Source organism: Hydrogenophaga sp., from assembly GCF_011772445.1.
In the GTDB taxonomy this organism is placed as follows: Bacteria; Pseudomonadota; Gammaproteobacteria; order Burkholderiales; family Burkholderiaceae_C; genus Hydrogenophaga.
Genome location: NZ_WVZN01000047.1, coordinates 303,349 through 327,969, shown reverse-complemented (window position 1 = coordinate 327,969; position 24,621 = coordinate 303,349). Strand labels below are relative to the sequence as shown.

The 24,621-nt window shown below is 68.7% G+C and carries 25 protein-coding genes and 1 pseudogene; 11 read left to right on the top strand and 15 right to left on the bottom strand.

What is annotated here, in order from left to right; genetic code table 11:
- The first annotated feature begins 87 nt into the window (after positions 1-87).
- Complete coding sequence (locus GTO19_RS20795) at positions 88-1,284, top strand: branched-chain amino acid ABC transporter substrate-binding protein (RefSeq protein WP_291024423.1); 1,197 nt, start codon at positions 88-90, stop codon at positions 1,282-1,284.
- A 73-nt stretch (positions 1,285-1,357) separates the two neighbouring features.
- On the opposite strand, the gene GTO19_RS20790 is transcribed toward GTO19_RS20795, so the two are convergent.
- The 6 genes and pseudogenes from GTO19_RS20790 to GTO19_RS20765 form a co-directional block, all read right to left on the bottom strand.
- Positions 1,358-1,912, bottom strand: a complete 555-nt coding sequence (locus GTO19_RS20790) for a glutathione peroxidase (protein WP_291024420.1) — start codon at positions 1,910-1,912, stop codon at positions 1,358-1,360.
- Between the two features lie 74 nt (positions 1,913-1,986).
- Positions 1,987-2,901, bottom strand: coding sequence for an AEC family transporter (locus tag GTO19_RS20785; RefSeq protein WP_291024418.1), 915 nt, complete (start codon positions 2,899-2,901; stop codon positions 1,987-1,989).
- A 28-nt stretch (positions 2,902-2,929) separates the two neighbouring features.
- Positions 2,930-3,340 carry a DUF1850 domain-containing protein gene (locus GTO19_RS20780; RefSeq protein ID WP_291024416.1) on the bottom strand — a complete coding sequence of 137 codons (411 nt, stop codon included), beginning with the start codon at positions 3,338-3,340 and terminating at the stop codon, positions 2,930-2,932.
- Positions 3,341-3,352: 12 nt separating this feature from the next.
- Positions 3,353-4,237 carry a TRAP transporter large permease subunit gene (locus GTO19_RS20775; protein WP_291024414.1) on the bottom strand — a complete coding sequence of 295 codons (885 nt, stop codon included), beginning with the start codon at positions 4,235-4,237 and terminating at the stop codon, positions 3,353-3,355.
- Positions 4,238-4,322: 85 nt separating this feature from the next.
- Positions 4,323-5,267 (bottom strand): annotated as a pseudogene (locus GTO19_RS20770) (TRAP transporter permease); the annotation flags it as partial.
- 173 nt (positions 5,268-5,440) lie between these two features.
- On the bottom strand, positions 5,441-6,400 hold the full coding sequence (locus GTO19_RS20765; protein ID WP_291024412.1) for a TAXI family TRAP transporter solute-binding subunit: 960 nt from the start codon (positions 6,398-6,400) through the stop codon (positions 5,441-5,443).
- A gap of 220 nt (positions 6,401-6,620) precedes the next feature.
- Here GTO19_RS20765 and GTO19_RS20760 point away from each other — a divergent pair, with 220 nt between their 5' ends.
- Both GTO19_RS20760 and xerD read left to right on the top strand, forming a co-directional pair.
- Positions 6,621-7,598: a tripartite tricarboxylate transporter substrate binding protein BugE gene (locus tag GTO19_RS20760; protein ID WP_291024411.1), complete on the top strand. Its 978-nt coding sequence runs from the start codon at positions 6,621-6,623 to the stop codon at positions 7,596-7,598.
- Positions 7,598-8,515 carry a site-specific tyrosine recombinase XerD gene (gene xerD, locus GTO19_RS20755; protein WP_291024409.1) on the top strand — a complete coding sequence of 306 codons (918 nt, stop codon included), beginning with the start codon at positions 7,598-7,600 and terminating at the stop codon, positions 8,513-8,515. Before GTO19_RS20760 ends, xerD begins: the two co-directional genes overlap by 1 nt.
- 6 nt (positions 8,516-8,521) lie before the next feature.
- On the opposite strand, the gene GTO19_RS20750 is transcribed toward xerD, so the two are convergent.
- Positions 8,522-9,106 (bottom strand): DUF1439 domain-containing protein, encoded by a 585-nt coding sequence (locus tag GTO19_RS20750; RefSeq protein ID WP_291024406.1) that lies wholly within the window; start codon positions 9,104-9,106, stop codon positions 8,522-8,524.
- A gap of 71 nt (positions 9,107-9,177) precedes the next feature.
- A complete protein-coding gene (dbpA, locus tag GTO19_RS20745) occupies positions 9,178-10,572 on the bottom strand; it encodes an ATP-dependent RNA helicase DbpA (protein ID WP_291024403.1) in 1,395 nt (464 codons plus the stop codon).
- Positions 10,573-10,816: 244 nt separating this feature from the next.
- On the opposite strand from dbpA, the gene GTO19_RS20740 reads away from it, so the two are divergent.
- Together GTO19_RS20740 and GTO19_RS20735 are read left to right on the top strand one after the other, a co-directional pair.
- Positions 10,817-10,978 (top strand): hypothetical protein, encoded by a 162-nt coding sequence (locus tag GTO19_RS20740; protein ID WP_291024400.1) that lies wholly within the window; start codon positions 10,817-10,819, stop codon positions 10,976-10,978.
- Positions 10,979-11,130: 152 nt separating this feature from the next.
- Positions 11,131-11,823, top strand: coding sequence for an ImmA/IrrE family metallo-endopeptidase (locus tag GTO19_RS20735; protein WP_291024398.1), 693 nt, complete (start codon positions 11,131-11,133; stop codon positions 11,821-11,823).
- 102 nt (positions 11,824-11,925) lie between these two features.
- On the opposite strand, the gene GTO19_RS20730 is transcribed toward GTO19_RS20735, so the two are convergent.
- Positions 11,926-12,867: a ferritin-like domain-containing protein gene (locus GTO19_RS20730; RefSeq protein WP_291024395.1), complete on the bottom strand. Its 942-nt coding sequence runs from the start codon at positions 12,865-12,867 to the stop codon at positions 11,926-11,928.
- A 49-nt stretch (positions 12,868-12,916) separates the two neighbouring features.
- Here GTO19_RS20730 and GTO19_RS20725 point away from each other — a divergent pair, with 49 nt between their 5' ends.
- A complete protein-coding gene (locus GTO19_RS20725; RefSeq protein WP_291024392.1) occupies positions 12,917-13,441 on the top strand; it encodes a gamma carbonic anhydrase family protein in 525 nt (174 codons plus the stop codon).
- A 34-nt stretch (positions 13,442-13,475) separates the two neighbouring features.
- Positions 13,476-14,453, top strand: coding sequence for an Hsp33 family molecular chaperone HslO (locus tag GTO19_RS20720; RefSeq protein ID WP_291024389.1), 978 nt, complete (start codon positions 13,476-13,478; stop codon positions 14,451-14,453).
- A gap of 3 nt (positions 14,454-14,456) precedes the next feature.
- On the opposite strand, the gene GTO19_RS20715 is transcribed toward GTO19_RS20720, so the two are convergent.
- Genes GTO19_RS20715 through GTO19_RS20695 form a run of 5 tightly spaced genes read right to left on the bottom strand, consistent with a single transcriptional unit; the run spans position 14,457 to position 19,292 of the window.
- The gene (locus tag GTO19_RS20715) at positions 14,457-15,107 is read right to left on the bottom strand and encodes an ATP-binding protein (RefSeq protein ID WP_291024386.1); all 651 of its coding nucleotides are present in this window, start codon (positions 15,105-15,107) and stop codon (positions 14,457-14,459) included.
- A 33-nt stretch (positions 15,108-15,140) separates the two neighbouring features.
- The gene (locus tag GTO19_RS20710; protein WP_291024384.1) at positions 15,141-15,416 is read right to left on the bottom strand and encodes a septum formation initiator family protein; all 276 of its coding nucleotides are present in this window, start codon (positions 15,414-15,416) and stop codon (positions 15,141-15,143) included.
- Positions 15,417-15,423: 7 nt separating this feature from the next.
- Positions 15,424-16,707 (bottom strand): phosphopyruvate hydratase, encoded by a 1,284-nt coding sequence (eno, locus tag GTO19_RS20705; protein ID WP_291024381.1) that lies wholly within the window; start codon positions 16,705-16,707, stop codon positions 15,424-15,426.
- Positions 16,708-16,753: 46 nt separating this feature from the next.
- Positions 16,754-17,611: a 3-deoxy-8-phosphooctulonate synthase gene (gene kdsA, locus GTO19_RS20700; RefSeq protein ID WP_291024379.1), complete on the bottom strand. Its 858-nt coding sequence runs from the start codon at positions 17,609-17,611 to the stop codon at positions 16,754-16,756.
- 10 nt (positions 17,612-17,621) lie between these two features.
- Complete coding sequence (locus tag GTO19_RS20695; protein WP_291024377.1) at positions 17,622-19,292, bottom strand: CTP synthase; 1,671 nt, start codon at positions 19,290-19,292, stop codon at positions 17,622-17,624.
- 114 nt (positions 19,293-19,406) lie between these two features.
- Between GTO19_RS20695 and coaBC the strand changes: the two genes are divergently transcribed.
- Positions 19,407-20,624: a bifunctional phosphopantothenoylcysteine decarboxylase/phosphopantothenate--cysteine ligase CoaBC gene (gene coaBC / locus GTO19_RS20690; protein ID WP_291024376.1), complete on the top strand. Its 1,218-nt coding sequence runs from the start codon at positions 19,407-19,409 to the stop codon at positions 20,622-20,624.
- 44 nt (positions 20,625-20,668) lie between these two features.
- Here coaBC and GTO19_RS20685 read toward each other — a convergent pair whose 3' ends face one another.
- Positions 20,669-21,928, bottom strand: a complete 1,260-nt coding sequence (locus GTO19_RS20685) for an NIPSNAP family protein (protein WP_291024374.1) — start codon at positions 21,926-21,928, stop codon at positions 20,669-20,671.
- A gap of 78 nt (positions 21,929-22,006) precedes the next feature.
- Between GTO19_RS20685 and GTO19_RS20680 the strand changes: the two genes are divergently transcribed.
- The 3 genes from GTO19_RS20680 (at position 22,007) to GTO19_RS20670 (ending at position 24,620) form a co-directional block, all read left to right on the top strand.
- Entirely contained in the window at positions 22,007-23,008 is a 1,002-nt protein-coding gene (locus GTO19_RS20680) for a YafY family protein (protein WP_291024372.1), read from the top strand.
- Positions 23,005-23,628, top strand: coding sequence for a nitroreductase (locus GTO19_RS20675; protein WP_291024371.1), 624 nt, complete (start codon positions 23,005-23,007; stop codon positions 23,626-23,628). The genes GTO19_RS20680 and GTO19_RS20675 overlap by 4 nt, the downstream gene beginning before the upstream one ends.
- Positions 23,629-23,816: 188 nt before the next feature.
- Positions 23,817-24,620 carry a putative selenate ABC transporter substrate-binding protein gene (locus GTO19_RS20670; RefSeq protein ID WP_291024514.1) on the top strand — a complete coding sequence of 268 codons (804 nt, stop codon included), beginning with the start codon at positions 23,817-23,819 and terminating at the stop codon, positions 24,618-24,620.
- The last annotated feature ends 1 nt before the right edge of the window (position 24,621 follow it).

Genomic DNA, 24,621 nt, shown 5'->3' with positions numbered 1-24,621 from the left:
AAAGCCGGTTCGTTTTGGAGTATCTTTATGCGGTGGAGTAAAAAAAGTTCCCTCCGCAAATCAATCCATCCTTACCGAGGAAATTCCATGCAAGTGAACATGAAACTGGCAGTGCTTGCCGCAGCCGTCGCGCTCGCGGCCTGTGGCAAGAAGGAAGAGGCTGCTCCCCCGGCCGCTGCACCGGCCGCAGCGCCCGCACCGGCCGCACCGGCGGAGGTCGTGGTCAAGATCGGTCACGTCGGCCCCACCAGCGGCGCCATCGCTCACCTGGGTAAGGACAACGAGAACGGCGCCCGCATGGCGATCGAGGAGCTCAACGCCGCCGGCCTCACCATCGGTGGCGGCAAGGCCAAGTTCGAGCTGCTGGCCGAAGACGACGCCGCCGACCCGAAGCAGGGCACGGCCGCCGCGCAGAAGCTGGTCGACGCCAAGGTCAACGGCGTCATCGGCCACCTGAACTCGGGCACCACCATTCCGGCTTCGCAGCTCTACAACGACGCCGGCATTCCGCAGATCTCGCCCTCGGCGACCAACCCCAAGTACACCCGCCAGGGCTTCGCGGGCGCGTTCCGCGTGGTGGCTGACGACGTGCACCTGGGCGGCACGCTCGGCAAGTACGCCATCGAAACCCTCAAGGCCAAGAACGTGGCCGTCATCGACGACCGCACGGCCTACGGCCAGGGCGTGGCCGACGAGTTCGAGAAGGGCGTGAAGGCCGCCGGCGGCACGGTGGTGGGCCGCGAGTTCACCAACGACAAGGCGACTGACTTCAACGCCATCCTGACCACACTGAAGGCCAAGAAGCCCGACGTGGTGTTCTTCGGCGGCATGGACGCCGTGGCCGGCCCCATGCTCAAGCAGATGAAGCAGCTCGGCATCCAGGCCAAGTTCATGGGCGGCGACGGCATCTGCACCAGCGAACTGCCCAAGCTGGCCGGCGACGGCATGAGCGACGAGCAGGTCTACTGCGCCGAGGCCGGTGGTGTCGAGGGCGAACAGAAGGCCGGCATGGACAAGTTCCGTGAGGACTTCAAGGCCAAGTTCAACGCCGACGTGCAGGTGTACGCCCCGTACGTGTACGACGCCGTGAAGGTCATGGCCAATGCCATGGTCACCGCCGGCTCGGCCGATCCCAAGGTCTACCTGCCCGCCCTCAAGGCCTCCAGCTACAACGGCGTGACCGGCAAGATCGAGTTCGACGAAAAGGGCGACATCAAGAACGGTGCCCTGACGCTGATGACCTACAAAGGCGGCAACCGCACCACCATCGCCGTGATCCGCTGATTCCCTCAGCCCCCGGCAACGAGAAAGCCACCGCTTGCGGTGGCTTTTTCTTTGGGTGGCCGGCCCGCGACGCTCAGGCTTTCGCGGCGAGCGCGGCCTCCACGGCCTGCGTCAGCGTGCGCCCCATGGGCTCGGTGGTGCTGGCGTACTGGTCGATCACGCGGCCATCGCGGCCGATCAGGTACTTATGGAAGTTCCAGCGCGGCGACACGCCGGTGGCCTGGCGCAGCTGCAGGTAGAGCGGATTGGCCTTGGCGCCGGTGACCACGGTCTTGTCGAACATGGGGAAGCGCACGCCGTAGGTGTTGAAGCACAGCTCGGCGATCTGCTTCGCGTCGCCGGTTTCCTGTTCGAAATCGTTGGATGGAAAGCCGAGGACCACCAGGCCCCGCTCGCGGTACTTCGCGAACAGCGCCTCCAGGCCTTCGTACTGCCTGGTGAAGCCGCAGTAGCTGGCGGTGTTGACCACCAGCACCACCTTGCCCGCAAACTGGCACAGGTTCTGGGGTGCGCCGTCCTGCAGGCGCGGGAACTGGTGGTTCAGCAGGGCGGGGCAGGTGCTGGCGCGGGCGAAGGGGGCGCCCAGCAGGGCCAGGGGGGCGGCAAGGCAGAGGTCACGGCGTTTCATGCGGGGCATTGTGTGCCCGCACTCCGTGGTCCGCAACGGGGAGCCAAAAGGCCCTGGGTTCCGTCGCGGTGGCCCTATCGCAAGCCGCCCAGCACGCCCAGCGCAAACGGCAGGCTCAGCATGCCCAGCAGCGTGGACAGCGTGACCAGCCCCGCCACGTAGGGCCCGTTGTAGCCCATGCGCGCGGCCAGCACATAGCAACTGGACGCCGTGGGCACGGCCGAGAAGGTCAGCAGCACGGCGGTCTGCACCGGGTCGAGCCGGAACAGCAGGGCGAGGCCGAAGGCCATCAGCGGCACCGCCAGGTGCTTGATGGCCAGCACCGCCACGGCCAGGGCCTTGGCGCTGGCCATGCTGCCGAACTGCATGCCCGCGCCCGCCGCCATCAGGCCCAGCGCCAGCGAGGCCTGGCCGATGCGGTTCACCGTGGGCGAAAGCCAGTCGGGCAGGGTGAAGCCCAGCAGGTTGGCCACCAGCCCCGTGGCGGTGGCAATGATCAGCGGGTTGCGCAGCAACTCGCGCCCGAAGCCCTTGTTGGCGTGGCGCGCCATGGGCCAGACCGCGCCCACGTTGAAGATGGGCACGCAGCAGCCGATGATCACCGCCACCATCAGCAGGGCCTGCGGGCCGGCCACGCGGTCGGCCAGCGCCAGCAGGATGAAGGAGTTGAATCGAAAGCCCACCTGCGCGCTCGCCGCGTGCAGGCGCACGTCGATGCGCCGGCCCAGCCAGGGCCAGTGCGGCAGCGAATAGGTGAGGGCGATGGCGCACACCGCCAGCGAGACGGCTGCGCCCACCAGGCTGGAGGCCGCGCCCAGGTCCAGGGGGTTCTTCACGATGCTCTGGAACAGCAGCACCGGGAACAGGAAGTAGTAGACGAGGCTCTCGACCTGCTCCCACACCGGGCGGTTGAGCTTGGTGAAGCGGCACACCAGGTAGCCGCACAGGATGAGCGAGAAGTCGGGAAAGAGCAGTTGGGCGAAGTTCACCGCCCGATCGTAAGGGCGCGCCGTGGCCTCAGCGCGACGGCGCCCCCTCGCAGGCCCTCATCTCGGTGACGCCGCCGTCAGAGGGCAGCCAGTGGCCCATGGGGCGGCAGGCGCCGTCCACACAGAGGTCGAAGTCCGCGGTGAATTCCGAGCGCGTGAGCGGCAGCCGGGCTGGCGAGCGTTCGCTGGGTGTGTAGTGGAACGAGCCGTCGCGCAGCACCGCGTCCGGCGGCGGCTCCATGCCCGCGGCCGAGCCCTTGATGCGCGCGGTGGTGGCGATCAGGCGCGCGGGCGGCCCGATCACCTGGTAGTCCTCTTCCCAGCGGACTTTTTCGATGCTGTGCGTCCAGGCCAGGGTGAAGTGGCGGCCCGGCAGGAAGACCGCCTGCTGCGGCGCGGCGGCCAGGGCGAGGCACAGACCCAGCACGCCCGCCGCCATGCCGTCCTTGCCTCAGCGCGCGCCGGCCTGGCCCATGCCGGGCCGGCGCGTGCGCCACCAGTGCCAGGCCAGGAAGGCCGCGATCGCGGCCAGGCCGATCTCGTCGGTGAGCGGCAGCGCCACCACCAGGAAGCAGGCGGCCACCACCACCCAGGCGCGCTCCCACCAGGCCAGTGGCGCGGCCAGGAAGCCGATGGCGCCCGCGCCCCACATGGCGATGGCGAGCACGGCCTTGAACACGACCCAGGCCACGGCGCCCCAGTCCTCGCTCTGCAGCATGAGCGCGGGCGAGTACACGGCCATGAAGGGCATGATGAAGCCGGCGATGGCCACGCGGATGGCCTGCACGCTGATCTTCAGGCCCGTCTCGCGCGCGATCGGCGCGGCCGCGAAGCAGGCCAGGGCCACCGGTGGCGTGAGGTCCGCCATGATCCCGAAGTAGAAAACGAACATGTGCGAGACGATCAGCGGCACGCCGAGCTCCAGCAGCACCGGCGCCGCGAGCGAGCTGGTGATGATGTAGTTGGGGATGGTGGGAATGCCCATGCCCAGCACCAGGCAGGTGAGCATGGTCAGCAGCAGCGCCAGGAACAGGTTGTCCTGGCCGATGGCGATCACGCGCCCGCCGATTTCCGCGGCCACGCCCGTGAGGTTGATGACGCCGATGATCACGCCCACCAGCGCGCAGGCGATGGCCACGGGCAGCGCGTGGCGCGCGCCGTCCACCAGGCTCTGCACGGCGAGCTGGCGCGCGTCGCCGCCGCGGCGCATCACAAAGGTGAGGGCGATGAGCACCAGCGCGACCACGTAGAAGGTGCCCACGCCGAACTCGAAGAAGCCCGCCGTGGCCAGGCCCAGCAGCACCCAGGCCAGTACACGCAGCGGCGTGCCCTTCACGCCGCTGATGACGGCGGCGNNAGAACAGGGGCGTGTAGCCCGAGAACAGCAGCGCGACCAGGCCAGCCAGCGGCAGCAGCAGGTACCAGCGTTCCTTCACCGCCGTCCAGGGGTTGGGGCATTCCTCTTTGGGCAGGCCCAGCAGGCCCTTGCGGCCGGCCTCCAGGTGCACCATCCAGAACGCGGTGCCGAAGTACAGGATGGCCGGGATCAAAGCGGCCTTGACGATGTCCACGTAGGGCACGTTGATGGTCTCGGCCATGATGAAGGCCACGGCGCCCATCACCGGCGGCATGATCTGCCCGCCCATGCTGGACGTGGCCTCCACACCGCCCGCGAAGGCCGGCGAGTAGCCGAAGCGCTTCATCAGCGGGATGGTGAACTGGCCCGTGGTGACCACGTTGGCCACGCCCGAGCCGTTGATGGTGCCCATGAGGCCGGAGGAGATGACCGAGACCTTGGCCGGCCCGCCGCGCGTGTGGCCCACGGTGCCCATGGCGAAGTCGTTGAACAGCCGGATCATGCCGGCCTGTTCGAGGAAGGCGCCGAACAGGATGAACAGGAAGATGTAGGTGGACGACACGTAGGTGGGCGTGCCGTAGATGCCCTCCGTGCCGAAGGCCAGGGTGCTGACGATCTGGTCCAGCCCGTAGCCGCGGTGGGCCAGCGCGCCCGGCAGGTACTGGCCGAAGAGGGCGTAGAGCAGAAAGATCGCGCAGATCAATGGCAGGCCCCAGCCCATCACGCGGCGCGCCGCCTCGAACACCAGTGCGATGGTGACCACGCCGATCACCCAGTCCGCTGCGATCAGCTCGCCCGCGCGCGCGGTGAGGTCGGACTCGAAGACCCAGTGGTAGAAGGCGAAGACGAAACCCGTGAGGCCCAGCACCCAGCCCAGCGCGCGTCCCGCGGTGCCGAGGGCACCTTCGCGCTCACCGAAGGGCGGGTACAGGGCGAAGATCATCAGCAGCACGAAGCCCACGTGGATGGCGCGAATCACCTGGCTGGACAGCGGGTGGAAGGACGCCATCCAGATCTGGTAGGCCGAGAAGGCGATGGCCACCCAGAAGATGGCGCCGCGCAGGGGCGCGTGGGCGGGGGCGTCGTGAGAAGGGGTCGGATCGGTCATGGATTCCTCGACTCGGTGGCCGGGCAAGAAAGCAGAACGGCCCCATGCGGGGCCGTGTCCTCAACGATGGGGGCTTACTTGATGAGGCCCGCTTCCTTGTAGTAGCGCTCGGCGCCCGGGTGCAGCGGCACCGGCATGCCCTTGATGGCATTGGCCGGGTTGATGGCCTTGGCCGCGTTGTGTGCGGCGTGCAGCTTGTCCAGGTTGGCGTAGAGCTGCTTGGCCATCTGGTAGGCCAGATCGTCCGACACCCCTGCGTGCGTCACCAGGAAGTTGGGGATCGCGGCCGTGGGCACGTCGGCCGTCTGGCCGCCGTAGGTGTTGGCCGGGATGGTGGCCGGCTGGTAGGCCGCGTCGCCCACCTTGGCGACCACGTCGGCGGGAATCGGCACCACCACGATCTTCACGGCCGTGGCCAGGTCGCGGATGGAGGCCACGCCCAGGCCGGCAGACTGCAGCGTCGCGTCGAGCTGGCGGTTCTTGATCAGCTCCACCGACTCGCCGAAGGGCAGGTACTCGACCTTGCCCATGTCCTCGTACTTCAGGCCCGCGGCCTTGAAGATGGCGCGCGCGTTGAGCTCGGTGCCCGAGCGCGCCGCACCCACGGAAATGCGCTTGCCCTTGAGGTCGGCCAGGGTCTTGATGCCCGATTCGGCGCTGGCGACGATTTGCACGTAGTTGTTGTACGTGGCCGAGAGACCGCGCAGCTTGTCGAGCTTCCTGGTGAAGCCGGCCTCGGCGTTGCCGTTCCAGGCGTCGGACACGGCGTCGGCCAGGGAGAAGGCGAGTTCGCCGCGGCCGGACTGCAGCAGGTTGAGGTTCTCGGCCGAGGCCTTGGTGACCTGCGCCGTGGCGCGCGCGTTGGGGATGGCCTGGCCATAGACCTGTGCCAGCGCCACGCCGAGCGGGTAGTAGACGCCGGCCTGGCCGCCGGTGAGCACGTTGACGAACTGCTGCTGCGCGAGGGCGGCGCCGCTGGTGGCGAGCGCGGCGGCCAGGCTGATGCCCAGGCCGATCTGGCGGATCAGACGCATGCGATGTCTCCTGATGTTGTTGAACGGAAGAACGGGGACCATACCCCAGCGGGCGCCGTTTGGGACTCGCGGGAAACGCGTACCGATGCCTGCGGGTTTTCCCGAGTCGTGGGATCACGGATCGGGCCCATGCGCCGAGTGGCCCACAATGGCGCCGCCGCGGGCACGTCGCTTGCGTCCCCTACGCTGTCTTTCCACCCTCCCCAATGGAGTGCATCGCATGACCCCACGTCGCAACTTCAACCTGGCCGGTCTGGCCGCGGGCCTGATCCTCGCCGCCGGACCCGCGCTGTCGCAGGGCTTCCCGAGCAAACCCGTCACGCTGCAGGTGCCCTTCGCGCCGGGCGGCACCACCGACATCATCGGCCGCGTCATGTCCGAGCCCCTGGGCAAAGCCCTGGGCCAGAACGTGATCGTGCTCAACCGCGCCGGCGGCGGCGGCGTGGTCGGCGCGCAGGAACTCGCGCGCGCCACGCCCGACGGCCACTACATCGGTGTGGCCACGGTCTCCACCACGGCGGCCAACCCGGCGATCAACCCCAAGATCCCGTACGACACGATCAACGACTTCACGCCGATCATGAACATCGCGGCCACGCCCAACGTGATCGCGGTGCACCCCAGCTTCCCGGCCAAGGACCTCAAGGCCTTCATCGCCGAGGTGAAGAAAAACCCCGGCAAATACAGCTACGCCAGCTCGGGCACCGGCGGCATCGGCCACCTGCAGACCGAGCTGTTCAAGAGCCTGACCGGCACATTCATCACGCACATCCCCTACCGTGGCGCGGGGCCGGCGCTCAACGACACCATCGGTGGTCAGGTGCCCATCATCTTCGACAACCTGCCGTCCGCGCTGCCGCACATCCTGGCCGGGCGCCTGGTGGCGCTGGCGGTGGCCGCGCCGGCGCGGGTGGCGGCCCTGCCGAACGTGCCGACCTTCAAGGAGATGGGCCTGGAGCCGGTGAACCGCATGGCCTACTACGGCCTGATCGGCCCCAAGGGCCTGCCGGCCGACGTGGTGAGCAAGATCCATGGCGCCGCCGCCGAGGCATTGAAGGACCCGGCGGTGCGCAAGCGCATCGAGGACACGGGCTCGATCGTGGTGGGCAACTCGCCCAGCGAGTTCGCCGCGCAGATCAAGACCGAATTCGGCGTCTACAAGGAAGTGGTCGCCAAGCAGAAGCTCAAGCTCGACTGATGGCCGAAGCGAAGAAGGCCGACGAGCACCCCACGCTGTCGGCCTTCATCGACAGCCTCTGGCTCGAAGAGGGGCTGTCGCGCAACACGCTCGACGCCTACCGCCGCGACCTGACCCTGTTCGACGCCTGGCTGCGCGAGCAGGGCAAAGCGCTGCCCGAAGCGCAGGAAGCCGACATCCACGGCTACTTCGCCGAACGCCACGCGCAGACGCGCGCCACCACGGCCAACCGGCGCCTCACGGTCTTTCGCCGCTACTACCGTTGGGCGCTGCGCGAGCGCTTCATCACCGCCGACCCGACGCTGAGGCTGGCCCCCGCCCGCCAGCCGCTGCGCGTGCCCAAGACCTTGAGCGAGGCGCAGGTGGAGGCGCTGTTGAACGCACCCGACGAAGGCACGCCGCTGGGCCTGCGCGACCGCACCATGCTGGAACTGATGTACGCCAGCGGCCTGCGCGTGAGTGAGCTGGTTACGCTCAAGACTTGGCACCTGGGCCTGGTGGAGCAGGTGCTGCGCATCACCGGCAAGGGCAACAAGGAACGGCTGGTGCCCTTCGGCCAGGTGGCGGGCGACTGGCTGCAGCGCTACCTCACCGAAGGCCGGCCCGCCATCCTGGGCGGCCTGGCGAGCGAGGACCTGTTCGTCACCTCGCGCGGCGCGCGCGCCGGCTCGGCCATGACGCGCGTGATGTTCTGGCAACTGGTGAAGCGCTACGCGCGCGACGCCGGCATCACCGCACCGCTGTCGCCGCACACCCTGCGCCACGCCTTCGCCACCCACCTGCTCAACCACGGCGCCGACCTGCGCGCCGTGCAGATGCTGCTGGGCCATGCGGACATTTCCACGACGACGATCTACACGCACGTGGCGCGCGAGCGCTTGAAGACCGTGGTGGCGCAGCACCACCCGCGCGGGTGAGCGTGCCTACAGCGGCTTGAGCACCAGTCCTATGCGCAGGCCGGTGTCGGTCACCGTGATCTCGCCGGGCTGCATGCCCATCGCGTCGATCGCCTTCAGGTCCTCGGGTTGCAACTGGTGCAGCACCACCTCGCGCAGCGACTGCGCGGCCATCGAGGGCGCGTAGGCGTCTAGCAGCCGCACCACGTCGGGCCGCAGCGAAGGAAAGCGCAGGCGGCTCAGGCGCAGCTCCTGCGCGCGCACGGTGCGGTCGCTGGCCTCATAACGCAAGGCAAAGTCGACGTCGAAGCTGCCCTGGTGCGTCTGGTGCAGGGCCGGGCCGCTGGCCTCCAGCGCCATCTCCGCCAGCAGGCGGTTCTGCTCGGGCAGTGGGCGCAGGCGGGGCGTGCGCAACTCCAGGTCCAGCACGCCGGGCACCGGGTAGCGCAGAGGGAAGCGTTGCGCCACCGCCGCTTGCAGTTGTCCGGTCGAGACCGCGTAGCCGGGCGGTGGTGCGTCCTGCTCGCCGCCGTCGGCCGCGTGCGCCGTCACGGCGCCGACGAGTGCGCCGGGGACGAGGACGAGGGAATGGAGAAGGCTTCTGCGTCGCATGGGTGCCCATTCGACGCTCGGGCGCCCAGCGGGTTCGGCCGCAAACGTCTCCAAATGTTGGTGCGCGCGGTTCAGTCCTCCAGCACCCGCACTTTCACACCCTTGCCCTTGATGCGCCCCGCGTTGAGCCGGCTCGCCGCCTGCTGGGCGATGCCACGCTCCACCGCGACGTAGGTGGACCACTCGTTCACGTTGATCTTGCCCACCTGCTCGCGCGTGTAGCCCAGGTCGGCGGTGAGCGCGCCCAGCACGTCGCCGGGGCGGATCTTTTCCTTGCGGCCGCCCTGGATGTGCAGCGTGGCCATGGGCGGCACCAGCGGACCCTGGCCCGTGGGCACCAGCTCGCTCAAGGGATGCCAGGCCGATTCGCGGCCCTGCAGTTGCTCGATCTTGCCCACGCTGCCCATCTCGTCCAGGCTGGCCAGGTTCAGCGCCAGGCCGCTCTCGCCCGCGCGCCCGGTGCGGCCGATGCGGTGGACGTGTACCTCGGGGTCGGGCGTCACGTCCACGTTGATCACCGCGGCCAGACTGGCGATGTCGAGCCCGCGCGCGGCCACGTCGGTGGCCACCAGCACCGAGCAACTGCGGTTGGCGAAGCGCACCAGCACCTGGTCGCGCTCGCGCTGCTCCAGCTCGCCGAACAGCGCCAGCGCACTGATGCCCTGGGCGCGCAGCACGGCCACCAGGTCGCGGCACTGCGCCTTGGTGTTGCAGAAGGCCAGCGCGCTCTCCGGCCGAAAGTGCGCGAGCAGCCGGCCCACCGCGTCAAGCCGCTCGGTCTCGCTCACCTCGTACCAGCGCTGCTCGATGCGCTCGCCGCTGTGTTGGGACTGCACCGCCACGGTGACGGGCTCGCGCAGGAAGCGCGCGGCCAACTGGGCGATGCCCTCGGGGTAGGTGGCGGAGAACAGCAGCGTCTGGCGGGCGGCGGGGCAGCGCCTGGCGACGGCGGCGATGTCGTCGAAGAAGCCCATGTCCAGCATGCGGTCGGCCTCGTCCAGCACCAGGGTGTTGAGCGCGTCCAGCGGCAGGCTGCCGCGCTCCAGGTGGTCCAGCACGCGGCCCGGCGTGCCCACCACGATGTGCGCACCGTGCTCCAGCGAAGCGAGCTGCCCGCGCAGCGGCACGCCGCCGCACAGCGTGACGAGCTTGATGTTGTCCGCCGCGCGCGCCAGGCGGCGGATCTCGGTGCTCACCTGGTCAGCCAGCTCGCGCGTGGGGCACAGCACCAGCGCCTGCACGGCGAAGCGGCGCGGGTTCAGATTGGCCAGCAGCGCCAGGGCGAAGGCGGCGGTCTTGCCGCTGCCGGTTTGGGCCTGGGCGATGAGGTCCTTGCCCAGCAGGGCCGGCGGCAATGCGGCGGCCTGGATCGGCGTCATGGCCGTGTAGCCCAGCTGCTCCAGGTTGGCCAGCGTGGCGGGGGAAAGGGGGAGGGTGCTGAAGGCGGTCGGGGCGGCGGAGGTCATCCCCGATTGTCCCGGTTTGTGCAGGTGGGGCTGCTAAAGGGGTCGTTCAGGATCGCCAGTCCCGGATGGCGGAGTGCGCTTATGTCGTGACAAGCATGGCACTGTCTGGTCATCGCCCATCGTGGACAACTTCAAGAACCGCTTCACGACTTACGGAAAGGCCGCCTGAACAGATCACTTTCCAGCACGGCATTTCTTGAACACCAGTACCTATACAAAGTACATCAGCCCTACGGAGCCACCAGTGAAACGCAAATTCAACACCCTCTCAAGCATCTTGAAGCTCATAGAGACCATGGACGCCCACCCTGTTGGAGGCGCATTGTTTATTCGCCTTGTTGCTGTGTGCCTGGGTGGATCTTGTGCTGCAGTTATTGTGGTGTTCATCAAGAGCCTGTTTGGATGAACTGTTCTCGGCGCTCAAGCTGGCCGATGGATTCATGTCTTCCGAACTATCTTTGAGCGAATTGGCTGCCCAGGCCACTACATCTAGCGTGCAAAGCCGATGCTGGGCGCTACCTATAGCGTTTTTGGCGGATTTTAGCTACAGTCTGTCGCATGCCATCCGTATTCCTGCCCGACAGCGCTATCGAGGAACAAGCCCTCGAGGTGCAACGTGAGATGTGGGACCGCCAAGTGTCAATCTGGCCGGGCAGGCAGGTACATCGCTTGGATTGCTGCGATCCCTGGGAGGTTGCGAAATACCTCAAGTTTGAGGTACAGGAGGGCGACCTTAGCTGCCCTGATATCCCGTACGGCATGCGCTTGGGCGGGTTTCTCAATCGTCCCGCACGATTGATTGCGATTGCCGACCAACTGAAGCCGCGGACGAAACGCTTCACGTTGGCGCACGAAATCGGCCACTTACTTCTTCACCCCGGGATGCACCACCATCGGGAAATGCCTATCCACGGATTGGGGGAGCCAAGAGACCCGGTAGAGCCGGAAGAACAACAGGCCAATCACTTCGCAGGTTGTTTGCTCGTACCCACCTCCCTACTTAGACGAGCGTTCCGAGGGATGTTTAAGGTGGAGTACTTGGCTTTGACTGACGACGTGGCCTATGACCTGATCGGCGAGGACTACATGTCACTGATGAATTCCTCTCCGCATTCACTCGCGTTTCACCGCCGGGTAGGCGCAGTCGAGCGCTTCCGGGGCAAACAGTTTCAGTCGCTAGTCGATCTCTTTCAGGTTCACCCCACGACGATGGCGATTCGACTGCGCCAGTGCGGTTTGGTACGTCGCTGACCTCGCGACGGCTCGGATTTCCGAGCACACCTGACAAACATCCATTCACGTGATCCTGGCCCCTACTCGCTACCGCGTGGAAGTAGAGATCTGCGGCTCAAATCACCGGACGCGCTCCGATGCGTCCTGTCTGGTAGATACGGACGGGCTACCGCTCCGTGCAGATGCGCCGTCTTCAGCCCGTAGTGCGCTCAGCTCAGCTTCGTTGAAACCCGCGCGGCGACGCGCCTCCAGATTGAACGGCGGCCGCAGCCGCGGCGCCGCGTGCTCGCGCGCCAGGCGGCGGTAGTGCGGCAGCGGCTCGATGCCTTGCTGGGCGCACAGCCAGCCGTACCAGCGGTTGCCCACCGCCACATGCCCGATCTCGTCGCGCAGGATGATGTCCAGGATCTCGACCGCGCGCTGCGCCTCCTGCTTCACCTCGCGCACCGTCACCTGGCGCAGACGCGCCTGGATCAGCGGCGTGGCGTCCAGGCCGCGCGCCTCCAGGGTGCGCGGCACCAGGGCCATGCGGGCGAGCGGGTCGTGCTGCGTCTTCACGCACATCTCCCACAGGCCGTTGTGGGCGGGGAAGTCGCCGTAGCCGTGGCCCAGTTCGCCCAGCAGATCGCGCAGCAGCCCGAAGTGCGTGGCCTCCTCGTGCGCCACCTGCAGCCACTGGCGGTAGTAGTCCAGGGGCAGGCCGGGGAAGCGCCACAGCGCGTCCAGCGCCAGGTCGATGGCGTTGAACTCGATGTGCGCGATGGCGTGCAGCAGGGCGGCCAGGCCGTCGCGCGTGAAGGGCGAGCGCTGGGCCACGGCCTGCGGTGGCACCAGTTCGGGACGGGTGGGGCGGCCGGGCAGGGGCCTCGCGGGGTCGGCTTCGATGGGGACCGGGGCGGACCAGGCGGCCTCGTCGTCCGCGCCCAGGGCGCGCCAGCGTTCCCACAGCGCGTGCGCCGCCGCCACCTTGGCCGAGGGCTCGGCCGTGCAGAGCGCGGCCAGGGCCTGTTCGCGCAGGCTGGGGGGCTTGTCGCGCGTGGAGGGCAATGGGGTGGGGGGCATCCCTACAATTCTAGGTTTCGACACCCACAGCACCCGAGGAGACCGCCGCATGGCACTGTATGAACTCGATGGCGTGGCGCCGACGATGGCCGAGTCGGCCTGGGTCGCCGACAGCGCGCAAGTGATGGGCAACGTGCACCTGCACGAGGACAGCAGCGTGTGGTTCGGCGCCGTGCTGCGCGGCGACACCGAGACCATCACCGTCGGCAAGGGCAGCAACGTGCAGGACGGCACCGTGATGCACGCCGACCACGGCTTCCCGCTGGTGGTGGGCGAGCGCGTCACCATCGGCCACCAGGTCATGCTGCACGGCTGCACCATCGGCGACGAGTCGCTCATCGGCATCGGCGCCACCGTGCTCAACGGCGCGAAGATCGGCAAGAACTGCCTGGTGGGCGCGCGCGCCCTGGTGACCGAGGGCAAGGAGTTTCCCGACGGCTCCATGATCCTGGGCAGCCCGGCCAAGGTGGTGCGCCAGCTCACGCCCGAACAGATCGAGGGCCTGCGCCGCAGCGCGGCCCACTATGTGGAGAACGCCCAGCGCTACCGCAAGGGCTTGAATCGCGTCGGCTGAGCACCATCTGCCGACCTTTGCTTGAAGGAAATCCGTGTCCGAGCTCCACAAATTCGTGTTCGAAGGCCTGCCGGTGCGCGGCATGCTGGTGCGCATCACCGACGCCTGGCAGGAGATCCTGCAGCGCCGCGCGCAGGCCGGCGGCTACCCCGCGGCCGTGACCGAACTGCTGGGCGAGATGACGGCCGCGGCCACGCTGATGCAGGCCAACATCAAGTTCGACGGCGCCCTGGTCATGCAGATCCACGGCGACGGCCCGGTGAAGCTGGCCGTGGCCGAGGTGCAGCCCGACCTGCGCCTGCGCGCCACCGCCAGCGTGGATGGCGAGGTGGCCGAGGACGCGCCGCTGTCGCACATGGTCAACGTCACCAACCAGGGCCGATGCGCCATCACGCTCGACCCGAAGGACCGCCAGCCGGGCCAGCAGCCCTACCAGGGCGTGGTGTCGCTGTTCGGCGATCAGCGCGAGAAGCTGGAAAAGCTCAGCGAGGTGATCGAGCACTACATGCTGCAGAGCGAGCAGCTCGACACCAAGCTGGTGCTGGCCGCGAACGACAAGATGGCCGCCGGGCTGCTGATCCAGCGCCTGCCGCTGCAGGGCGAGGGCAACCTCGCGGCCCAGTCGCAGCAGCGCGACGAGGACCAGATCGGCCGCAACGAGGACTACAACCGCATCGCCATCCTGGCGAGCAGTCTGAAGCGCGAGGAACTGCTCGAACTCGATGCCGACACCATCCTGCACCGGCTGTTCTGGGAGGAAGACCTGCGACGCTTCGACCCGCTGCTGGCCGGCGCGGGGCCGCGCTTCGCCTGCACCTGCTCGCGTGAGCGCGTGGGCGGCATGCTGCGCTCGCTCGGCCGCGACGAAGTCGAGTCCATCCTGGAAGAGCAGGGCCAGATCGAGGTGAACTGCGAGTTCTGCGGCGCGGGCTATCAATTCGACCCGGTGGACGCGGCGCAGATCTTTCTGCAGCCGCTGGCCCAGCCGCCCGGTACCGACCGGCCTCAGTGAGTTTCAGCCCCCGCCGCTGCGGCGCGCGAGCAGGGCGCTGAACAGGCGGTGCTCGCAATCGGGGTCGCTGCAGGCCTCGCACTGCCAGCGGCCCGAGCCCTCGCGCAGCAGCGGGTCGTCGGGCAGCAGCTCGCGGCCCAGCGCGGCGCCCACGGCGCGCAGCGCGGCGCGCAGGCGCTGCGTGCCCTGGCCATAGACGGTCTGAAAGCCGATGCCCTCGCCCTGCAGCTCGCGACGCAGCACGGCGTCGGTGGCCTCGCGCACGACGGGGCTGTCGCGAAAGAAGCCGTCGGACACCCAGGGCAGGTCCAGGCCCATCAGCAGCGTCAGGCCCAGGCGGCGCTGCGCGGCCAGGGCCTCGCGCCAGAGGCTGCGGTCGTTGAAATACAGCTCGCTGTAGGCGGCGACCATGAGCGCCGTGGTGTCGGCGATCACCACCTCGGCGCGTGTCGACTCGATCAGGCGGGTCTGTTCGGCCGCGATGGCGGCCTGCTCGTGGGCCTGCGGTGCCCGGCCGGCCGCTTCGCACCATGCGCGCAGGTGCTCCGGCACCAAGGCGCTGTCAATGCCCTGCGCCTGCAGCGCGGCGTGCAACTGCCGCGCCAGCGTGGACTTGCCGCTGGACTCGCCGCCGAGCAGCGTCACCGTGAGCATGGGAAAGGGGGGAAAGCGCCGATCCGCTGGGGATCAGCGCGCGATCTGCACGAAGATCTCGTTGGGCTTGACCATGCCGAGGTCCTGGCGCGCCAGTTCCTCGACCATCTCCAGCCCCTCCTGCAGGTCGCGCAGCTCGCTGGCGACCTGCGCGTTGCGCTGTCTGGCCAGCTCGTTCGCCTCTTGCTGCGCGGCCAGGTCGCGGCGCAGTTGCGCCACCTGCGGCACGCTGCCCCGGCCGAACCAGAGCTGCGCGTGCAGCACCAGCAGCAGCGCGACCAGCAGGCCGGGGATAAGGCGGTTGGCCATCAGTGGATCAGCGGAGGTTGTAGAACGCGGCGCGGCCGGGGTACACGGCCACTTCGCCCAGCTCTTCCTCGATGCGCAGGAGCTGGTTGTACTTGGCCATGCGGTCGGAGCGCGAGAGCGAGCCGGTCTTGATCTGGCCCGCGTTGGTGGCCACGGCGATGTCGGCGATGGTGGTGTCTTCGGTCTCGCCGCTGCGGTGGCTGATGACGGCGGTGTAGCCGGCGCGCTTGGCCATCTCGATGGCGGCGAAGGTCTCGGTCAGCGTGCCGATCTGGTTGACCTTGATCAGGATCGAGTTGGCGATGTCCTTCTCGATGCCTTCCTGCAGGATCTTGGTGTTGGTGACGAAGAGGTCGTCGCCCACGAGCTGGACCTGCTTGCCCAGGCGCTCGGTCAGGTGCTTCCAGCCGTCCCAGTCGCCCTCGGCCATGCCGTCCTCGATGCTGACAATGGGGTACTTGTCGCACCAGGTGGCCAGCATGTTGGTCCACTCCTCGGCGCTGAGCTGCAGGCCTTCGCCTTCGAGCTCGTACTTGCCGTGCTTGTAGAACTCGCTGGCGGCGCAGTCCAGGCCCAGGGCGATCTGGTCGCCGGCGGTGTAGCCGGCGGCGGCAATGGCTTCCATCAGCAGTTGCAGCGCGGCCTCGTGGTTGGCCACGTTCGGCGCGAAGCCGCCTTCGTCGCCCACGGCCACGCTCATGCCCTTGTCGTGCAGGATCTTCTTGAGCGCGTGGAACACCTCGGCGCCCCAGCGCAGGGCCTCGCGGAAGCTCGGCGCGCCCACGGGAATGATCATGAACTCCTGCAGGTCGAGGTTGTTGTTGGCGTGCGCGCCGCCGTTGATGACGTTCATCATCGGCACGGGCATCTGCACCGCACTCATGCCGCCGAAGTAGCGGTACAGCGGCAGGCCGGCTTCCTCGGCGGCGGCGCGGGCCACGGCCATGGAAACGGCCAGCATGGCGTTGGCGCCGAGGCGGCCCTTGTTCTCGGTGCCGTCCAGGTCGATCAGGGTCTTGTCCAGAAAGGCCTGTTCGGAGGCGTCCAGACCCAGCACGGCTTCGCTGATCTCGGTGTTGATGTGCTCCACCGCCTTGAGCACGCCCTTGCCCAAGTAGCGGCTCTTGTCACCGTCGCGCAGTTCGATGGCCTCGCGCGAGCCGGTGGACGCGCCCGATGGCACGGCCGCGCGGCCCATGACGCCGCTTTCCAGCAGCACGTCGCACTCGACGGTGGGGTTGCCGCGGCTGTCCAGCACTTCGCGGCCGACGATGTCAACGATGGCACTCATGAATCAAGGGTCCTCTGGTCAAAGTCAATAAAAAAAGTGGGCGCGTTCAGGCGTTGAACCGGTCCTCGAGGTAACCGTTCTTCTTGGTCACCGCGTCCAGCGCGAGCAGGGTTTCCAGCAGCGCCGGCATGTGTTTGAGCGGCACGGCGTTGGGTCCGTCGCTCAGGGCCTTGGCCGGGTCCGGGTGGGTTTCCATGAACAGGCCGGACACGCCGACCGCCACCGCCGCGCGGGCCAGCACGGGCACGAATTCGCGCTGGCCGCCGGAGCTGGTGCCTTGCCCGCCGGGCAGTTGCACGCTGTGGGTGGCGTCGAAGACGACCGGCGCACCGGTCTCGCGCATGATGGCCAGCGAGCGCATGTCGGAGACGAGGTTGTTGTAGCCGAAGCTCGCGCCGCGCTCGCAGGCCAGGAAACTGTCTTCGGGCAGGCCGGCATCGCGGGCCGCGTCGCGCGCCTTGTCGATCACGTTCTTCATGTCGTGCGGCGCGAGGAACTGGCCCTTCTTGATGTTCACCGGCTTGCCGCTCTGCGCCACGGCGCGGATGAAGTCGGTCTGGCGGCACAGGAAGGCCGGGGTCTGCAGCACGTCGCACACGGCGGCGGCCGGGGCGATGTCGTCCTCACTGTGCACGTCGGTGATGACGGGCACACCCAACTGGGACTTCACCTTGGCCAGCACGGCCAGGCCGGCCTCGCGGCCCGGGCCGCGAAAGCTCTTGCCGCTGCTGCGATTGGCCTTGTCGAAGCTGCTCTTGAAGATGAAGGAAATGCCCAGCGAACCGGTGATCTCCTTCAGCCGCCCGGCCACGTCCATCTGCAACTGCTCGGACTCGATGACGCAGGGGCCGGCGATGAGGAAGAAGGGCTTGTCCAGGCCGACGTCGAATCCGCAGAGCTTCATGGGGATGTCCTCAGGCCACGGCCTTGGCGGGCTGGCGCTGCGCCTGGTGCGTCAACGCCGCCTTGATGTAGGCGTTGAACAGCGGATGGCCGGCCCAGGGGGTGGACTTGAATTCGGGGTGGAACTGCACGCCCACGAACCAGGGGTGCACGGACTGCGGCAGCTCCACGATTTCGGTGAGCTGCTCGCGCTGCGTCAGCGCGGAGATCACCAGCCCGGCCGCGCGCAGCTGGTCGAGGTAGTGCACGTTGGCCTCGTAGCGGTGGCGGTGGCGCTCGGTCACCACGTCGCCGTAGATGCTGTGCGCCAGCGTGCCCTTGGCCACGTCGGAGCTCTGGGCGCCCAGGCGCATGGTGCCGCCCAGGTCGGAGTTCACGTCGCGCTGCTGGATGCTGCCGTCGGCGTCCTTCCACTCGGTGATGAGGGCAATGACGGGGTGCGGCGTGGCGGGCTCGAACTCGGTGCTGTTGGCGTCCTTCAGGCCGGCCACGTGGCGTGCGTACTCGATGACGGCCACCTGCATGCCCAGGCAGATGCCGAGGTAGGGCACCTTGTGCTCGCGGGCGAAGCGCGCCGCGCAGATCTTGCCCTCGATGCCGCGCTTGCCGAAGCCGCCGGGCACCAGGATGGCGTCGAAGCGGCCCAGCACCTGCGCCACGTTGGCGGGCGTGATGGTCTCGGAGTCGACGTACTCGATGGCGACCTTGGCCTGGTTCTTCAGGCCGGCGTGGCGCAGGGCCTCGTTGAGCGACTTGTAGCTGTCGGACAGGTCGACGTACTTGCCGACCATGGCGATCTGCACTGTGGCCTGCGGGTTCTCGACCGCGTGCACGAGGTCGTCCCAGCGCTTGAGGTTGGCCGGCGGCGTGTTCAGGCGCAGCTTGTCGCAGATGAGGCCGTCCAGGCCCTGCTCGTGCAGCATGCGGGGCACCTTGTAGATGGTGTCCACGTCCCACATGCTGATCACGCCCCACTCGGGCACGTTGCTGAACAGGCTGATCTTGGCGCGCTCTTCGTCCGGGATGCGGCGGTCGGCGCGGCACAGCAGGGCGTCGGCCTGGATGCCGATGGCGCGCAGCTCCTTGACGGTGTGCTGCGTGGGCTTGGTCTTGAGCTCGCCGGCGGCCGCGATCCAGGGCAGGTAGCTCAGGTGCAGGAAGGCCGAACTGTTGGGGCCCAGGCGCAGGCTCATCTGGCGCACGGCCTCCAGGAAGGGCAGGGACTCGATGTCGCCCACGGTGCCGCCGATCTCGACGATGGCGACGTCCACCGCCTCGGGCGTGCCCTCGAGCGAGCCCTTGCGGATGAATTCCTGGATCTCGTTGGTGACGTGCGGGATCACCTGCACCGTCTTGCCGAGGTAGTCGCCGCGGCGTTCCTTCTCCAGCACCGACTGGTAGATCCGGCCGGTGGTGAAGTTGTTGGACTTCCTCATGCGCGTTTCGATGAAACGCTCGTAGTGGCCCAGGTCCAGGTCGGTTTCGGCGCCGTCGTCGGTGACGAACACCTCGCCGTGCTGGAACGGCGACATGGTGCCCGGGTCCACGTTGATGTACGGGTCGAGCTTGATGAGGGTGACTTTGAGGCCGCGCGATTCGAGCAGCGCGGCAAGAGACGCAGAAGCAATGCCCTTGCCCAGGGAGGACACCACACCGCCGGTGACGAACACGTATTTGGTCATGTCTCGGGCGAGCCCGCGGGCTCGCACAGGTGGGAAATTCCGATTATAGGTGGCCCCTTCCGGATGACCCGGCCGTCAGGGTGTTCTTGCGTCGCACTGCTACATTGCGCCTCCATGAGCGATCTTGCGGGAAAACACATCGTGCTGGGCCTCAGCGGCGGCGTGGCCTGTTACAAGGCGGCCGAGTTCTGCCGCGGCCTGGTCAAGGCCGGCGCCAGCGTGCAGGTGGTGATGACCGAGGCGGCCGAGCACTTCATCACCCCGGTGACGATGCAGGCGCTGTCGGGCCGCACGGTCTACAGCTCGCAGTGGGACGCCCGCGAGGGCAACAACATGCCCCACATCAACCTCAGCCGCGGGGCCGACGCCATCGTCATCGCCCCCGCCAGCGCGGACTTCATGGCCAAGCTGCTGCACGGCCGGGCCGATGACCTGCTGTCGCTGCTGTGCCTGGCCCGGCCCATGGACCGCGTGCCGCTGCTGGTGGCGCCGGCCATGAACCGCGAGATGTACGCCCATCCCGCCACGCAGCGCAACCTGGCGCAACTGCGCGCCGACGGCACCGTGGTGCTGGGGGTGGGGGCCGGTGAACAGGCCTGCGGCGAGACCGGTGATGGCCGCATGCTGGAGCCGGACGAACTGCTCTACGAGGTGGTGCGCCACTTCCAGCCCAAGGTGCTGGCCGGCCGGCACGTGCTCATCACGGCCGGGCCCACCTTCGAGGCCATCGACCCCGTGCGGGGGCTCACCAACCGCTCCAGCGGCAAGATGGGCTTCGCCATCGCGCGCGCCGCGCACGAGGCCGGTGCCCAGGTGACGCTGGTGGCCGGCCCCGTGGCCCTGCCCACGCCGCGCGGCGTGCAGCGGGTGGACGTGATGTCCGCCCAGGAGATGCAGCGGGCCGTGATGGCCAGTGCCGACGCGGCCGACGTCTTCGTCGCCGCCGCCGCCGTGGCCGACTGGCGCCCGGCCAGCGCGGCCGACCAGAAGATCAAGAAGGACGGCAGCGGCGAGGTGCCCGCGCTGGCCTTCGTGGAGAACCCCGACATCCTGGCCGGCGTGGCGGCCAGCGCCCGCGCGCAGAGCGGCACGCTGTATTGCGTGGGCTTCGCCGCCGAAAGCCACGACCTGCTGGCCCACGCCCAGGCCAAGCGCGCGCGCAAGGGCGTGCCGCTTCTGGTGGGCAACATCGGGCCCGACACCTTCGGCCACGACCACAACGCGCTGCTGCTGGTGGACGAGCAGGGCAGCACCGAGCTGCCGCGCGACGGCAAGCTGGCGCTGGCGCGGCGTCTCGTGGCCGAGATCGCGCGCCGCCTGCCGCGCGGCTGACGCCGCCTCCACGGCACACCGGCGAGCCCGCGCCGTCGCGCGGTTCAGGCGTGGATCGCCGAGCGCGTGGTCGGCTGCAGTCGAAGGTGCTGCGATTCGCCCGCGAGCCAGCCCGAGGGCATGCCCTGCCAGGCATGCGCCCAGGCGCCGCTGCGCTCGAACGCGTCCAGCGCCATCGGGCTGGCGAACATCGCAAACACCACCAGCACCTGTTCTCCCTCGCGCACGGGCAGGCGCGCAAAGTTGTTCGGCGCGGTCTCGCTGACGTACCAGCCCAGCACGTCGGCACCGCCGCTGCGCAGGCGCGGCGTGAGGGTTTCGCGGCAATGGCGCAGCAGGTCCGCGCTGGCCGGTTCATGCAAGGGCATCACCCGGGCGCTCAACACGCCCTGGGGCAGCGCGCACGCCGTGGCGCGTGCCCGATGGCGCCCATGCATCGAAACGCCGGCGCCCCGCCAGGCGGGCCGCAGCAGCAGCACGTCGTCCGAGTCGATCATGGTGGCGTTGGCGGCCTCGCGGTGCGCCCGCCACACGGGCCCGCCGTAGAAGGCCGCCAGGCCCCTGGCGCGGCTGTCCATGTCGGCGAAGCCGCGCAGCCACACGAAACGATCGGGCGCGTCCAGGTCGCGGAACTGGCCCATCACGGCCATGGCCAGGTCTTCCTGCGATTCGACGAAGGTGCTGTCGAAGAGCTCGATCAGCGTGTCGCGCCGACCCGGGTGCAAGGTGTACTGGCGCAGTTCGATCACCTGGCAGTCGATGTCGAGCGCCGGCACCTCGTCGGCGCGCGGCGAGCCTGCACGCTCGAATTCCATGACCCAGTTCACCTCCCAGTTCAGCCCGCCATCGTCCGAGAAGGCCTGCTGCCAGCGCGCCCGGTCCCGGCCCTGGCGCTGCCAGTGAAAGCGCACGCGGATCGCGCGGCCGTCGAACAGGTCTTCGCCTTCGAAGACGCCCTCGTCGCCATCGAAGCGACCCACCACCGGCGCGTCGAGACGCCCGGTCGCCGGGTCGATCCCGCCGCCCTCGTTGGTCACCCAGTGGATGCTCCACAGGTTGCTGACCGGGTTGAAGACACGCAGCGACATGCCCACCCAGCCCGGGCGCCAGCCCGGCGCCACCAGGGTGTCGAAATTGATGACGCCGCCCGGCAGGTGCTGGTTGACCGTCGTTGCGTCGAAGCTTTCCCAGTCGTCGCTGCCTTGCAGCCGGTGCTTCAGGCGCCGCTGTCGGGTGGTCCAGTGGCCGACCAGGAAGTCGAAGTCGTGCCGGGCGCTCGCCCTGTCTTGCGTGGGGGTTGTCATGGTGCGCATGCCTCGTGGTGATGGAAGGCGCGATGCTGGCAGCGCCAATATGACAAGGCATGTCATGATTGAAAACCGATGAAAGCCAGCCGCCTCCTGTCCATCCTCATGCTCTTGCAGGCCAACGGCCGGATGACGGCCGGCGCGCTGGCCCGTGCGCTCGAGGTGTCCGAGCGCACGGTGCTGCGCGACATCGACCAGCTCTCGGCGGCCGGTGTGCCGCTGTGGGGCGAGCGCGGGCATCAGGGGGGCTTCCAGCTGCAGCCCGGCTGGACCACTCAACTCACCGGCATGACCGGGGACGAGGCCAACGCCTTGTTGTTCGCCGGCCTGCCGGGGCCGGCGACGGCCCTGGGCCTGGGCGAGGCCGCGGCCTCGGCGCGCCTGAAGCTGGTGGCCAGCGTGCCGGCGCCCTGGCGCGACAGCGCCGCTGTCGTGGCCGAGCGCCTGCACATCGATCCGCTGGACTGGTACCGCGAATCGGACAAGCCCGCCTTTTTGCGCGAGGCGGCCCAGGCCGTGTGGACAGGGCGGCGCCTGCGCGTCGACTACGCAAGCTGGCGCGGCCGTTCACCGCGCGAACTGGAGCCGCTGGGCCTGGTGCTCAAGGCCGGCGCCTGGTACCTGGTGGCACGCGAGGCGGGGCAGAGCGAGGTGCGCACCTGGCGCCTGGCGAGCGTGCAAGGCCTCGCTGTCCTGAAAACCGGCGTGCGGCGCCCGCGGGGCTTCGACCTGGCCCGCTACTGGCAGGCGTCGTCCGCACGCTTCGAGGCCGGCCTTCGGCCGCTGCGCGCTTGCGTGCTGGCTTCGCCACGCGCGGTGGTGTGGCTCGCCAACGCCCGGCTGCCCGCCGTTCCCACGGCCGCGCCGCCACGGATCCGCGCGCCCGCGGGTTGGTCCTGCCTGGCTCTGTCGTTCGAGTCCCTGGAGCACGGCGCGCGGCAGATCCTGGGGTATGGTGCCGAGGTCGAGGCCATCGAACCCGCTGCGCTGCGCGCGCAGGTCCGTCGCCTGGCCCAGGCCATTCACCAGCGCCACGCCGCCGTCCCCGCGGCGAACACGCCCGATCGAGCGACATGAGCACCTCCCCCGATTCAGCACCACACGATGACCCGCTCGAGCCGATGCTCTCGCGCGTCTCCGTCGGCACCAAGTACCTGCGCGAGCCCGCGCCCTCGCACGACGAGCTGTTGCGCATGGCCACCGCCGCGCTGCGCGCGCCCGACCATGCCGGCCTCGTGCCTTACCGCTTCGCCGTGGTGCGCGGCGCGGCGAAGCAAGACCTGGCCAATCTGTTCGAATCCGCCGCGCTGGCACAGGGCAAGTCCGCCGAACAGGCGCAGCGCGACCGCGAGCGCGCCACCGCGCCGCCCTTGCTGGTGGCGGTGATCGCCCGCATCGACGCCGGCCATCCGCTGGCCACCGTGCACGAGCAGTGGATCGCGCTCGGCGGTGCGCTGGCGAACTTCCTGACCGCCGCTCACGCGCTGGGCTACGGGGGCAAGATGCTCTCGGGCAGCAAGGTGCGCGACCCGTCCGTGGTGTCCGCCTTCTGCCGGCCCGGCGAAACCCTGGTCGGCTGGATGGTGCTGGGCACGCCGCAGGGCGTGGGCCGACCGAAGTTCGACAAACCGACACCCGCCGAGCTGCTCGGCGAGTGGCCCGGCTCTGCGGGGCCGACCGACACTCCGCACCGTTAACATCCGCCGCCGGCCCGGGACAGCCCACCAGGCCAGCGGCGCTTGCGCCGTGGGCATGCCGCCTTCCCTGATCGCAAGGCTGCGCCCGTTTTCTTCGAGTCCTTTCCTCACTTCATCAGGAAGCCACCATGACCAGCCTGTCTTCGTTTCACCGTTTCCGCCGCACCCTCGTGCTGGGCGTCGGCCTCATGGCCTTCGGCGCCCAGGCGCAACAGGTGTTCCGCCTCACTGCCATCCCCGACGAATCGCCCACCGAGCTCGCGCGCAAGGCCGCGCCGCTGGTGAAGTACCTCGAAGGCACGCTGGGCATGAAGGTGGAGTACACGCCCGTCACCGACTACGCCGCCGCCGTGGAGGCGCTGGTGAACAAGAAGGTGGACATGGCCTGGTTCGGTGGCTTCACCTTCGTGCAGGCCAACGTGCGCTCGGGCGGCAAGGTCATTCCCCTGGTGCAGCGCGAGGAAGACGAGAAATTCCGCTCGGTCTTCATCTCCAGCGACCCGTCGGTGAAGACCCTGGCCGACCTCAAGGGCAAGGACGTGAGCTTCGGCTCGCAGAGCAGCACCTCGGGCCACCTCATGCCTCGCAGCTTCCTCCTGCAGGCCAACATCAACCCCGAAAAGGACTTCGGCCGCGTCGCCTACAGCGGCGCGCACGACGCCACCATCGCGGCCGTGGCCTCGGGCAAGGTGCAGGGCGGGGCGCTCAACATCTCGGTGTGGGAGAAGTTCGTGGCCGACAAGAAGGTCGACACCGAGAAGGTGCGTGTGATCTACACCACCCCGCCGTACTACGACTACAACTGGTCGGTGCACGCCGACATGCCCGCCGCGCAGCGCGAGAAGCTGGCGGCCGCGCTGCTCAAGCTGGACCGGGCCACGCCCGAGGGCAAAGCGGTGCTGGACCTGCAGCGCGCCACGCGCTTCGTGCCGACCAAGGCCGAGAACTACAAGGGCATCGAGGCCGCGGCGCGCAGCGCCAACCTGCTCTGAT

What these genes read in the sequence shown, in the direction of transcription:
- GTO19_RS20795 (WP_291024423.1), top strand. Translation starts at nt 88, where the DNA reads ATGCAAGTGAACATGAAACTGGCAGTGCTTGCCGCAGCCGTCGCGCTC.
- GTO19_RS20790 (WP_291024420.1), bottom strand. Translation starts at nt 1,912, where the DNA reads ATGAAACGCCGTGACCTCTGCCTTGCCGCCCCCCTGGCCCTGCTGGGC.
- GTO19_RS20780 (WP_291024416.1), bottom strand. Translation starts at nt 3,340, where the DNA reads ATGGCGGCGGGCGTGCTGGGTCTGTGCCTCGCCCTGGCCGCCGCGCCG.
- GTO19_RS20765 (WP_291024412.1), bottom strand. Translation starts at nt 6,400, where the DNA reads ATGCGTCTGATCCGCCAGATCGGCCTGGGCATCAGCCTGGCCGCCGCG.
- GTO19_RS20760 (WP_291024411.1), top strand. Translation starts at nt 6,621, where the DNA reads ATGACCCCACGTCGCAACTTCAACCTGGCCGGTCTGGCCGCGGGCCTG.
- xerD (WP_291024409.1), top strand. Translation starts at nt 7,598, where the DNA reads ATGGCCGAAGCGAAGAAGGCCGACGAGCACCCCACGCTGTCGGCCTTC.
- GTO19_RS20750 (WP_291024406.1), bottom strand. Translation starts at nt 9,106, where the DNA reads ATGCGACGCAGAAGCCTTCTCCATTCCCTCGTCCTCGTCCCCGGCGCA.
- dbpA (WP_291024403.1), bottom strand. Translation starts at nt 10,572, where the DNA reads ATGACCTCCGCCGCCCCGACCGCCTTCAGCACCCTCCCCCTTTCCCCC.
- GTO19_RS20735 (WP_291024398.1), top strand. Translation starts at nt 11,131, where the DNA reads ATGCCATCCGTATTCCTGCCCGACAGCGCTATCGAGGAACAAGCCCTC.
- GTO19_RS20730 (WP_291024395.1), bottom strand. Translation starts at nt 12,867, where the DNA reads ATGCCCCCCACCCCATTGCCCTCCACGCGCGACAAGCCCCCCAGCCTG.
- GTO19_RS20725 (WP_291024392.1), top strand. Translation starts at nt 12,917, where the DNA reads ATGGCACTGTATGAACTCGATGGCGTGGCGCCGACGATGGCCGAGTCG.
- GTO19_RS20715 (WP_291024386.1), bottom strand. Translation starts at nt 15,107, where the DNA reads ATGCTCACGGTGACGCTGCTCGGCGGCGAGTCCAGCGGCAAGTCCACG.
- GTO19_RS20710 (WP_291024384.1), bottom strand. Translation starts at nt 15,416, where the DNA reads ATGGCCAACCGCCTTATCCCCGGCCTGCTGGTCGCGCTGCTGCTGGTG.
- eno (WP_291024381.1), bottom strand. Translation starts at nt 16,707, where the DNA reads ATGAGTGCCATCGTTGACATCGTCGGCCGCGAAGTGCTGGACAGCCGC.
- kdsA (WP_291024379.1), bottom strand. Translation starts at nt 17,611, where the DNA reads ATGAAGCTCTGCGGATTCGACGTCGGCCTGGACAAGCCCTTCTTCCTC.
- GTO19_RS20695 (WP_291024377.1), bottom strand. Translation starts at nt 19,292, where the DNA reads ATGACCAAATACGTGTTCGTCACCGGCGGTGTGGTGTCCTCCCTGGGC.
- coaBC (WP_291024376.1), top strand. Translation starts at nt 19,407, where the DNA reads ATGAGCGATCTTGCGGGAAAACACATCGTGCTGGGCCTCAGCGGCGGC.
- GTO19_RS20685 (WP_291024374.1), bottom strand. Translation starts at nt 21,928, where the DNA reads ATGACAACCCCCACGCAAGACAGGGCGAGCGCCCGGCACGACTTCGAC.
- GTO19_RS20680 (WP_291024372.1), top strand. Translation starts at nt 22,007, where the DNA reads ATGAAAGCCAGCCGCCTCCTGTCCATCCTCATGCTCTTGCAGGCCAAC.
- GTO19_RS20675 (WP_291024371.1), top strand. Translation starts at nt 23,005, where the DNA reads ATGAGCACCTCCCCCGATTCAGCACCACACGATGACCCGCTCGAGCCG.
- GTO19_RS20670 (WP_291024514.1), top strand. Translation starts at nt 23,817, where the DNA reads ATGGCCTTCGGCGCCCAGGCGCAACAGGTGTTCCGCCTCACTGCCATC.